The sequence below is a fragment of the Streptosporangium sp. NPDC048047 genome (assembly GCF_040653115.1).
Lineage (GTDB): Bacteria > Actinomycetota > Actinomycetes > Streptosporangiales > Streptosporangiaceae > Streptosporangium.
This window is the reverse complement of sequence record NZ_JBEZNH010000103.1, coordinates 1-9,536: the sequence shown is the minus strand read 5'-3', so window position 1 is coordinate 9,536 and position 9,536 is coordinate 1. Positions and strand designations below refer to the sequence as shown.

9 protein-coding genes are annotated in these 9,536 nt (G+C 73.4%); 6 read left to right on the top strand and 3 right to left on the bottom strand.

Annotated elements, in window-relative coordinates; all coding sequences use genetic code 11:
* Window positions 1-48 precede the first annotated feature (48 nt).
* Window positions 49-633 carry a TetR/AcrR family transcriptional regulator gene (locus AB0D67_RS38430; RefSeq protein WP_362947182.1) on the bottom strand — a complete coding sequence of 195 codons (585 nt, stop codon included), beginning with the start codon at window positions 631-633 and terminating at the stop codon, window positions 49-51.
* A gap of 89 nt (window positions 634-722) precedes the next feature.
* Here AB0D67_RS38430 and AB0D67_RS38425 point away from each other — a divergent pair, with 89 nt between their 5' ends.
* Window positions 723-1,094, top strand: coding sequence for a DUF4267 domain-containing protein (locus AB0D67_RS38425; RefSeq protein ID WP_362947179.1), 372 nt, complete (start codon window positions 723-725; stop codon window positions 1,092-1,094).
* A gap of 44 nt (window positions 1,095-1,138) precedes the next feature.
* On the opposite strand, the gene AB0D67_RS38420 is transcribed toward AB0D67_RS38425, so the two are convergent.
* Entirely contained in the window at window positions 1,139-1,555 is a 417-nt protein-coding gene (locus AB0D67_RS38420; RefSeq protein WP_362947176.1) for a VOC family protein, read from the bottom strand.
* Window positions 1,556-1,793: 238 nt separating this feature from the next.
* Between AB0D67_RS38420 and AB0D67_RS38415 the strand changes: the two genes are divergently transcribed.
* The gene (locus tag AB0D67_RS38415) at window positions 1,794-2,339 is read left to right on the top strand and encodes a hemerythrin domain-containing protein (RefSeq protein ID WP_362947173.1); all 546 of its coding nucleotides are present in this window, start codon (window positions 1,794-1,796) and stop codon (window positions 2,337-2,339) included.
* A gap of 6 nt (window positions 2,340-2,345) precedes the next feature.
* Here the strand turns inward: AB0D67_RS38415 and AB0D67_RS38410 are convergent, their stop codons facing one another.
* Complete coding sequence (locus AB0D67_RS38410; protein WP_362947171.1) at window positions 2,346-4,106, bottom strand: hypothetical protein; 1,761 nt, start codon at window positions 4,104-4,106, stop codon at window positions 2,346-2,348.
* Between the two features lie 637 nt (window positions 4,107-4,743).
* Between AB0D67_RS38410 and AB0D67_RS38405 the strand changes: the two genes are divergently transcribed.
* From AB0D67_RS38405 to AB0D67_RS38390, 4 genes are all read left to right on the top strand, one after another.
* A complete protein-coding gene (locus AB0D67_RS38405) occupies window positions 4,744-5,925 on the top strand; it encodes a cytochrome P450 (RefSeq protein WP_362947169.1) in 1,182 nt (393 codons plus the stop codon).
* A gap of 56 nt (window positions 5,926-5,981) precedes the next feature.
* Window positions 5,982-7,115: an epoxide hydrolase family protein gene (locus AB0D67_RS38400; protein ID WP_362947166.1), complete on the top strand. Its 1,134-nt coding sequence runs from the start codon at window positions 5,982-5,984 to the stop codon at window positions 7,113-7,115.
* 281 nt (window positions 7,116-7,396) lie between these two features.
* Window positions 7,397-7,957 carry an RNA polymerase sigma factor gene (locus AB0D67_RS38395; RefSeq protein ID WP_362947163.1) on the top strand — a complete coding sequence of 187 codons (561 nt, stop codon included), beginning with the start codon at window positions 7,397-7,399 and terminating at the stop codon, window positions 7,955-7,957.
* Window positions 7,954-9,249, top strand: a complete 1,296-nt coding sequence (locus AB0D67_RS38390; RefSeq protein WP_362947160.1) for a CU044_5270 family protein — start codon at window positions 7,954-7,956, stop codon at window positions 9,247-9,249. The genes AB0D67_RS38395 and AB0D67_RS38390 overlap by 4 nt, the downstream gene beginning before the upstream one ends.
* Window positions 9,250-9,536 lie beyond the last annotated feature (287 nt).

Sequence of the window (9,536 nt, the reverse complement as noted above, 5' to 3'; positions counted from 1 at the left end):
GGCTACCAGGCACCGAGTCTGCCTGATCAGCCGACCCGGTAGCTCCCATTAGCGGGAGAAGCGGTCGAGCAGGAGCGCCATCCGGTGGTCGTGGTGCTCGCTCCGGAACCTGCCGTCGCGCATGAGCGTGACGAGGCCGTGCAGCCCGCCCCAGAAGACCTCGGTGAGCGTCTCCAGGTCGGCTTCCGTCTCGCCCTCCCGCAGCAGAGGCCGTACGGCCTCGCGCAGCTCGCCGAAAGCCTCCTTCAGGGCGGGCGGGGCCTCGTCGGTGGCGAACGGCAGATCCACGGCGTGCGTGAACATCACGTCGTACAGCGCGGGCCGCCGTTCGGCGAATCCGGTGTACACGGCGCCGACGTCGGCGAGGGCCCGGTGGGGATCGGCCGCCGCCGTACGGGCCGTGCGCAGCTCGGCGGCGAGGTCGGCGCAGCCCTCGATCGCGACCGCCGCCATGATGGCGCCCTTCCCCTTGAAGTGGCTGTAGAGGACCGGCTGGCTGTACTCGATCTCCTGGGCGAGGCGGCGCGTGGTCACCGCGTCCCAGCCCTCCGACTCGGCCAGCTCCCGGGCGGCCCGGATGATCAGCCGCTCCCGCTCCGCTCGTTCGCGCTCCCGGCGCGTCTGGATCGACATGCTCTTCATTCTAGCGCCGCTAGCGGAACTGTCGAAGCTATGCTAGCTTCACTCTTGTTCCTAGCGGTGCTAGATAAAAAGGAGGGGCAATGCTCGCCCCCATCGCCTACGGCCTCGCCGTCGTGCTCAACCTGTTCATCCTCTTCATCGGCGCGCGGTTCCTGCTGGCCCCCCGGCCCTCCGCCGCCGGGTACGGCGTCCCCGCCAAGGAGAACGGGGACGCCGTCTACCTGACCATCAAGGGTCAGCGCGACTTCGTCTACGGCCTCGTCGGCTTCGCGCTGCTGATCTTCGTGGGCGCCCGCGCCGAAGCGTGGTTCATGCTCGTCGTCGCGCTGTTGCCCCTTACGGACACCCTCATCGTCCTGCGCAACGGCGGCACGAAGGCGGTCGCCTTCGGCATCCACTTCGCCACCGCCGTGGTCGTCCTGATCAGCTCCGCCCTGCTGTTCGCCGTCTGATCCCCCGCACCCGCCCGATCCCCGGGTTCCATCCGCCGGGCCGCTCAGCAGACGCAGAACTCATTGCCCTCGGGATCGGCCATGATCACGTGATGGCCGGGGAACTCGTGCAGCGCCGCGCCGCCGGCCGCCGTCAGCCGCTCGACCTCCTCGACGACCCTGGCCCAACGCTCCTCGGGACCACCCGTTCCGGCCACCCGGACGTCGATGTGCAGCCGGTTCTTGGCCGTCTTCGGCTCGGGAACCTCCAGGAGCACCAGGCGGGGGCCGACCCCGGCCGGATCGTGCAGCCAGGCCCCGCCCTCCGCGGTGTCGGAGGGGTCGAAGTGCTTCACCCACTCGTCCCTGGTCGTGAACGGCGCGGGCGGCGGCTCGTCCTCGTATCCCAGCGCCAGCTTCCAGAACCCGCCCAGCCTGCCCGCATCCGAGCAGTCCATCGTCAGGTCGATCCTGCGTGCCATACGGCCTCCTTCGTCCGGAAGGCAGGACCGTACCGGAGGGGCACGACGGTTCCGGGGCCGCGGAGGTTCTTCCCTGGCGTTCCCGCGACGTCGTCGCCGCCGTCTTCGAGGAGTCGTCCCCTCCGGGCGGCGGTTGACGATGCGCCGCCGGGATGGTGGAATCTCGGCTCAGCGTCGCAGTGCACCCGGTGAAGAGACCGCCGTGGGCATGGAGGCGCCGAATCATGGGACGACATCCATGACCGCATCCGACCGGCCGGGTGACCGCCTCGCGGCGTTCGGCAACCAGCTCGTCGAAGTCCACCTTCAGCTCCGCGAGGAGCTCGACCGGATCCGCGAGGATCTCGACTCCCACCTCGACGGCGGCGAACGCCCGCGCACGCTGTGGGCGCACTGCATGACCTTCTGCTCCGCGCTGACCAGGCATCACACCGGTGAGGACGGCGGTGCGTTCCCCGTCCTCGCCGAACGGTTCCCCGAGCTGCGCCCCGTGATCGAGCAGCTGGAGCACGACCACCTGATGGTCACCGGGATCCTGTCGCGGGTGGAGGAACTGCTCGGCGGCCTCGCACCGCGTACCGGGATGACCGGCGTGACCGATACGGAGGACCCGGACGATACGGCCGGCGCGCGGGCCGTACGGGACGAACTGGACGGCCTGAGCGCCATCCTGGAGACGCACTTCCGCTACGAGGAGAAGAAGATCGTCGAGGCCCTCAACTCCCTGGACCTCCCGGAGTGGAAGGGCTCGCCGCCCGCCTTCCTCCGGGTCCGCGGAGACTGAACGGGATCACCCGCGGCGCTTCCGCCGCATGCGCAGCCGTTTCGAGGGCGGGGAACCGGGTGCGGACGGGGACGGTTCCGCGGGTGCGTCCTCGTCCGGGGAACCGGGGACGGCGATCCCCTCGGCGGCCGGGGCGAGGGCTTCGTGGACCTTGTTGTAGGAGGGGTCGAAAGCCGGCGCCTCGGCCGTGTCCCGGGCTTCGGCCGCGGCCCCGGTTCCGGCCTCGGCCCCGGTTCCGGTCCGGGACCCGATCTCGCCTCCGGGTCCGGACTCGGTCCCCGACCTGACCACCGTTCCGTTCCGGATTCCCGTTCCGCACTCGGTCCCGGCCACGGACTCGGGTTCGGTTCCGGACTCGGTTCCGGCTACGGACTCGGGTTCGGCTCTGGCCAGGGGTTCGGCGCCGGTCGCGACAGGCCGGGGTTCGGTTCCGGCCGGGCGCCGTGCCTCGGGTTCGGTCCGGGGAGCGGGCCGGGGCGCTCTGCGGGGGCGGCCGGTCCTGGAGGTCCCCGCCGGTACGGCCGGGGTGGAGACGCTGCGGCGGATGAGGTCGAGGTCGAGGCCGAAGAGAGGGCGCGCCGCACTCGAGGCGGGGGCGCGGCCCGGCGCGGTGTCGCGGACGGGAGAGGCGGAGGAAGCGGCGGAGGAAGAAGAGGTGCTCGCGGAACGACCGGCGGAAGAAAAAGAGGAACGGCCGGTGGAGGAGGAGGCGGTCCCGGAGGACCGGCCGGCGGAGGAGGACCGGTCGGTGGCGGAAGCGGTGGGGGAGTCGAGGCCGGGCCACGGAGAAGCGGGCGCGGTGCGGCGGCCGGCGGGGGAGCGGGACGAGGACGCGGCCCCGCCGTACGGGCCGCCACCCATGAGGCCGGTGGACATCAGACCGGGGTAGAGGAACGGGAGGAGATACCGGCCGTCGGCGTCCGGCACGCCGGAGGCGGCATCGCCTGCGGACCATTCCGCGCCCGACCGCTCCTCGGTGATCACATCGTCGGCGGCGGCGACGTGATCGGCCAGTTCGGCGAGCGTGGTCGTCGCCGGGCGCCGCGCGTCGAGGGCGTCACGATGGTCCTGCCCGGCACTGACGAGTCCACCGGCGGCGTCGGCGGTGACGGCCGTGGACAGCGCGATGTCGTTCAGGGTCCGCTCGCCGATGTGCGCGACGGTCAGCCGGGCGAGCCGCAGCCGGGCGGAGGCGAGCGCCAGGGTCGAGGCGTCGCCGGTCATGGTGGCGGCCAGCAGATGGCCCAGCTGCGCGATCGTGAGCCGTACGGTGGCCTCGATCGTGTGCTTGGTGTTCCGGACGCGCACCCCGGCGTCGTTGATCGCTATGGCGGTGCCGACCAGCCGGGTGACCAGCTCGGCCTCACGCCCGCCCACCACCCTGGCGACGTGTTCGGCGAAGGCGGCGTGGGCCGCGCCGTCCCACGTCCGTTCGCTCTTCCCGCCGCTCCGGAGGGGGCCGGACCCGCTCCCGGCGGCGGTTCCAGGACCGGCTCCGGCCTCCGCGTCGATCTGACGGCCGGGCCCGGTGCCGAGGGTCATCCGGCGGCCGGGTCCGTCGCCCGAGATGATTTGGCGGTCGGGTCCGTCGCCCGGGGTGATCCGGCGGTCGGCTCCCGGTCCCGCGACGATCCGGTGGGCGGCGTCGATGCAGGCGTCGGCGAGGCGGAAGCACCGTTCCTCATCGCCTTCGGGCCAGTACCGCCCGATCATCCAGCCGACGTAGGGTCCGGCCCAGCCGGGGATCGGTGTTCCGTCGAGTCCCACCGCCGATCACACCCCGGCGCCGGCGGCGCGCTCGGACCACGCGCCCTGCCCGGTACGGTCGGCCCGTCCGGCGCGCTCGGCCCATGCGGCCCGTCCGGCGCGCTCGGTCCGCCCGGTGCGCTCGGCCCACGCGCCCCGCCCGGCGCGACCGGTCCGTGTGATCCGTACGGCATGATCGGTTCGCGCGGCCCGTCGGGTCCGCTCGTATCCTCCGGCGTCCATGGCACCCGCCTCCGGCACATGCTCGTGCGGTCACTCCCCGGCTCCCCGGGTCCCCTGGGACCTTTCAGAGCATCCCAGCTCGGACCGGTAAGGAACCGCTCGGGTGATCATGCCATCGGTGAGGGCCCCTGTGTTGACGATTCGCGCATACGTCTCGCCCGATTCCGTCCGGCGCGGTGCGGCCGGCCGCTCGTGGGACCGGTCACAGGAGAGGGCCGACGGTCGTGCGCGGCGGAGACCGGCGGGAGGAGATCCCCGGGGGAGCCTCGCATCCGGCACGAGGAGATCGGCGCGAGGAGACCGCCACGGGGACCCGTCATCAGGAGATCGTCATGGTGAGACGGTGGGAGGCGGATCCCTCCCGTGGGGGAGGCGGGCGGCCGTACGGGGGCGGATCATGGCGGCAGGAGGTCCCATGATGCGTGATTTCTCGTTGGACTGGCCGTCCCCCCTCGACCCGCCCGCGCTGCTCTCCGAACTGGACGCGGAGAAGCCGGTGTTCCGGGTCCGCATGCCGTCGGGGGACACGGGCTATCTCGTGACCCGCTACGACGACGTCGTCAGGGTGCTGTCGGACCCGGTGTTCAGCCGGGCCTGGATGTTCCGCCCGGGGGCGCCGCGATACTCCGACCGGCCGATCGGCCTGCCGGACAGCCTGCTCAACCTCGATCCCCCCGAGCACGGACGGCTGCGCCGGGCCGTGTCGCGGGCGTTCACGCCGCGGCGGGTCGAGGCGATGCGGGCCGGGGTCGAGGAGGTCGCAGAGGACCTGCTCGACCGGATGGAGGCGGCGGGCGGGCCCGCCGACCTGGTCGAGGCGTTCTGCGCGCCGTTGCCGGTCTCGGTGATCTGCCGGCTGTTCGGCGTGCCCGAGGCGGACCGGCCGGCGCTGCGGAAGTGGATCGAGACCGCGCTGTCGCTGACGGCGCACTCCGCGGAGGAGAGTTTCGACGCGCTCATGCGGTTGCACGGCTACTTCACCGACCTGGGCGCCGCCAGGCGCGCGGAGCCGGGGGACGACCTGCTCAGCACGCTCATCACCGCCCCCGACCGGCGGGACGAGCTGACGGACGCCGAACTGGTGGGCGTGGCGGGCACGATCATCGGCGCGGGGTTCGAGACCACCGTCCACCAGCTCGCGATCAGCGCGTACGTGCTGCTGCGCGACCCGGAGCGGTACGCCGGGCTGCGCCGCGAGCCCGGCGGCGTGCCCGCCGCGGTCGAGGAGCTGCTGCGCATGACTCCGGCGGTCCACGGCACCGCGCGGATCGCCACCGAGGACGTGGAGGTCGGCGGGGAACGCGTCCCGGCGGGCTCCATGGTCCTGGCCTGGACCGCCGCCGCCAACCGGGACCCGGGCGCCTTCTCCGGCGCGACCGCCCTGGACCTCGGGCGGTCCCGCAACGACCACCTCACCTTCGGTCACGGGCCGCACTTCTGCCTGGGCGCAGGGCTCGCCCGGGTGGAGTTGCGGGCCGGCCTTGCGGCGCTCCTGCGCCGGTTCCCGGACCTGCGCCTGGCCGCGGACCCGGCGGAGCTGCGCTGGCGCAGCGGCATGGTCGCCTTCGGTCCGCACGAGTTGCCGGTGCGCTGGTGACCGGACCGGCCGATCGCGGAAGCCGTTCTTCCGCGATCGGTCGTACCGTTCCCGATATGAACGACGACCGCGAGATCCGTCCCTTCCGCATCGACATCCCCCAAGCCGACCTGGACGACCTGCGCGACCGGCTCGGCCGTACCCGCTGGCCCGACGAGCCGCCCGGCGTGGGCTGGTCGTACGGCGTGCCGCCCGGCCGGCTGCGAGAGCTGACCGAGTACTGGAGGACGGGCTACGACTGGCGACGGCACGAGGCGAGACTGAACGCGTTCCCGCAGTACACCACGACCATCGACGGGCAGAACGTGCACTTCCTGCACGTGCGCTCGCCGGAGCCGGACGCGTTCCCGCTGGTCCTCACGCACGGCTGGCCGGGCTCGGGCGCCGACTTCCTGAAGGTGGCCGGGCCGCTCGCCGACCCCCGCGCGCACGGCGGCGACCCGGCGGACGCCTTCCACCTCGTCATCCCGTCTCTCCCGGGATACGGGTTCTCCGGGCCGACGACGGAGACCGGGTGGGACGTGCCGCGGATCGCGCGGGCCTGGGCGGAGCTGATGAGCCGCCTCGGTTACGAGCGCTACGGCGCCCAGGGCGGCGACTGGGGCGCGCGGATCTCCCCCGAACTGGCCAGGATCGACTCCGGCCACGTCGCCGGGCTGCACATGAACTCCTTCACGGCCTTCCCGCGCGACCCCGCCGAGGCCGAGAAGCTGGACGAGGCGGAGAAGAAGCGGCTGGCGGGGATCAGCCGGTGGAGAGAGGAGCGGTCCGGATACGCGGAGATCCAGTCCACCCGGCCGCAGACGATCGCCTACGCCCTCGTCGACTCGCCGGTCGGCCTGCTCGCCTGGAACACCGAGTGGTTCGACGACTACGGGCACGGCGCCGGCGCGATGGACACCGACGACATCCTCACCAACGTGACATTGACCTGGCTGACCGGCACCGCCGGGTCCGCGGGCCGCCTCTACCGGGAGGCCGCCGCGTCGTGGGGACGGGAGGTGGAGTTCTGCCCGGTGCCGACCGGCCTGGCGGTGTTCCCGGGCGACTCGACCGTCCGGTCGTTCGCCGAGCGGGAGCACCGGGTCGTGCACTGGTCGGAGTTCGACCGCGGCGGCCACTTCGCCGCGCTGCAGGCGCCGGACCTGCTGACGGGTGACGTACGGGAGTTCTTCCGCCAGGTCCGCTGAGCCGCTCAGGTCCGCTGAGCCGCTCAGGTCCGCTGAGCCGCCCAGGTCCGCTGAGCCGCTCAGGTCCGCTGAGCCGCCCCGGCCTGCCGTGCGCCCCGGCCCGCCGTACGGCATGGCGCGCCTCCTCGGGCCGCCCGCCGTACGGAGGCCGACGGCTGCCCGGCCCGGCGCCGTGGCCCGCTCCGGCCACGGCCTTCCCGGATGAAATGATCCCCGGGTCTCCGACATGAAGGGGTGTCCGAACATCCCGACCCCGAGGAGGCCGACCATGTGGACCGCCCGTGAGTGACGACCGGAGACGTCGTTTCGAGGAGGCGTATCTCGACGCCTACGAACGCATCCTCGGCTACGCGACGCGTCGCTGCGACTCCCCCGAGGACGCGCTGGACGTCGTGGCAGAGACGTTCGAGATCGCCTGGCGCCGGATCGACGACCTGCCCCCGGGCGACCAGGCGAGGCTCTGGCTGTACGGCGTGGCCCGTAACGTCCTGGCGAACCAGCGCCGGGGGAACATGCGCCGTCACGCCGGCCAGGTGGAGCTGCGCGAGGACATCGCCGACCTCTACGCCCGCACCGCGCCGCCCGCCGGACACGCCGGCCTGGACGCGGTGGGCCGGGTGTTCCGCGCACTGTCCGACGACGACCGGGAGCTGCTGTCGCTGGTCGCCTGGGAGGGGCTGGACGCGGGGGAGATCTCCCGCGTCCTGAGCTGCTCCCGCAACGCCGCGCGCATCCGGATCCACCGGGCACGCAGGCGCCTCTCCCGCGCGCTGGCCGCGGCGGACGCCGAAACACCCCTGATGAGCAGGTCAACGCGGATTCCGACTGGAGGGTCGCTGTGAACGACACCGAGGAGATGGTGGCCCGGCTGGCCCGGGTCCGGGATGGCGAGCTGGCCGGGCAGGCGTCCGCCGCGGGGGCGCGGGCGCTGCTGGCATCGATCGTCGCGGGCTCCGGCTCCGCCGCGGAGGGCACGGGTTCCGTCGAAGCCGGGTCCGGGGCCGGTGCCGGCCCGGGTGCCGGGCGCGGTGACCGGCGGCCCGGCACCGGGGAGCGGACCGGCCGGTGGCGCCGGTCGGGGGTGCGGCCACGGCCGTGGGCGATCGCGGGTGGCGGGCTGGTCGCGGCGGCCACGGCCGCCCTGGCGGTCACCGTGGCCGTCCCGGGTAGTGACCCGGTGCGCCTCTCACCCGGCGCGGGCACGTCCGCCACGGCGCGGGCCGGGCAGCCGGACGCCCGGCGGATCCTGCTCGCCGCGGCGTCCGCCACGGTGACCGGAGCGGCGAAGGAACCCTCCGGCGGCGCCTACTGGCGTGTCCGGACGGTCACCGACCTGCCGGTCGTCGATCCGACCGGCCGCTACCTCCTCCGGCACCGCGTCTCCGACGAGACATGGCTGGCGCGGCGGCCCGGCGGGCGGAGCGTACGGGTTCACCAGGACCTCGGCACCCAGCCGGCCACCCCCGATGACGAGGCGGCCTGGCGCGCGGCCGGCTCTCCCCGTACCTGGCGGTATCCGCAGGGCACCCGGGACAAGGGCTACGTCCTCTCGAACGAGAGCCTGCGCTCCTCGCCCGGCACGCCGGTGACGACCTCGTTGCCCGACGTGCAGGAGGGGAAGGGCGGGACCCTGCTCACGAGGATGCTCACCTGGGACGAGCTGTCGGAGGTCCCGGACGAGGCGGGGAGGCTGCGGGCCTACCTGGAGGAGCGCATCACCCGGGAGCTGGTGAACGGCAACGGCGGAGCCCCGGACCTGCGGATGGAGCGGGTCCTGCAGAGGAGCTGCGTGGACCTCATCGTGCGGCTGCCGGTCACGCCGGAGGTGCGGGCCGCCGCCTACGAGATCCTCGCCGCGCTGCCCGGCATGCGCTCGGCGGGGGAGGTCACCGACCCGCTGGGCCGTACCGGGCAGGCGGTCGGCTACCGCAGCGAGGACGGCGGGCGCGACCTGCTCTTCGTGGTCGAGCCGGGAAGCGGGCGGCCCCTCGGCGGGGAGGAGAGATTCGACGGCAGGCTCGCGGACGGGCGGACCGTCCGGGTCGGCGCCGTCACCGCCTACGAGGAGAACGGCTGGACCGACGAGCAGCCACCCGCCCCCTCCGCCTCCGGCGGGAGAAACGGCGGCCGTTGACCTCCACCGGGTGATCGGCGAAGAGGATCCGTGGCGCGGGCCGGGGTGATGGCGGGCCCCGGCGCACCGCGAGGAATCCCTCCCGGCGGGAATGCGCGCAGGCGGGCGATGGTTCTACTCCCCGTAGCCGGTGTGTCCAGTGTCCCCGGGCCTCATTTATCGCCTTCGCGGACTACCGTTCGGCTGGAGCCGCGTTGTGCTTTTCGCCGAGAGGCGACCCTGCACACCGCTACGCCGAAGCCGTTGCCCTGCGCGCAGTCCCACAGCAGCCGGTTGAACCAGTCGCC

Excerpts from the sequence above, each read along its gene's own strand:
- AB0D67_RS38430 (WP_362947182.1), bottom strand. The coding sequence starts at position 633 with ATGTCGATCCAGACGCGCCGGGAGCGCGAACGAGCGGAGCGGGAGCGG.
- AB0D67_RS38425 (WP_362947179.1), top strand. The coding sequence starts at position 723 with ATGCTCGCCCCCATCGCCTACGGCCTCGCCGTCGTGCTCAACCTGTTC.
- AB0D67_RS38420 (WP_362947176.1), bottom strand. The coding sequence starts at position 1,555 with ATGGCACGCAGGATCGACCTGACGATGGACTGCTCGGATGCGGGCAGG.
- AB0D67_RS38415 (WP_362947173.1), top strand. The coding sequence starts at position 1,794 with ATGACCGCATCCGACCGGCCGGGTGACCGCCTCGCGGCGTTCGGCAAC.
- AB0D67_RS38405 (WP_362947169.1), top strand. The coding sequence starts at position 4,744 with ATGATGCGTGATTTCTCGTTGGACTGGCCGTCCCCCCTCGACCCGCCC.
- AB0D67_RS38400 (WP_362947166.1), top strand. The coding sequence starts at position 5,982 with ATGAACGACGACCGCGAGATCCGTCCCTTCCGCATCGACATCCCCCAA.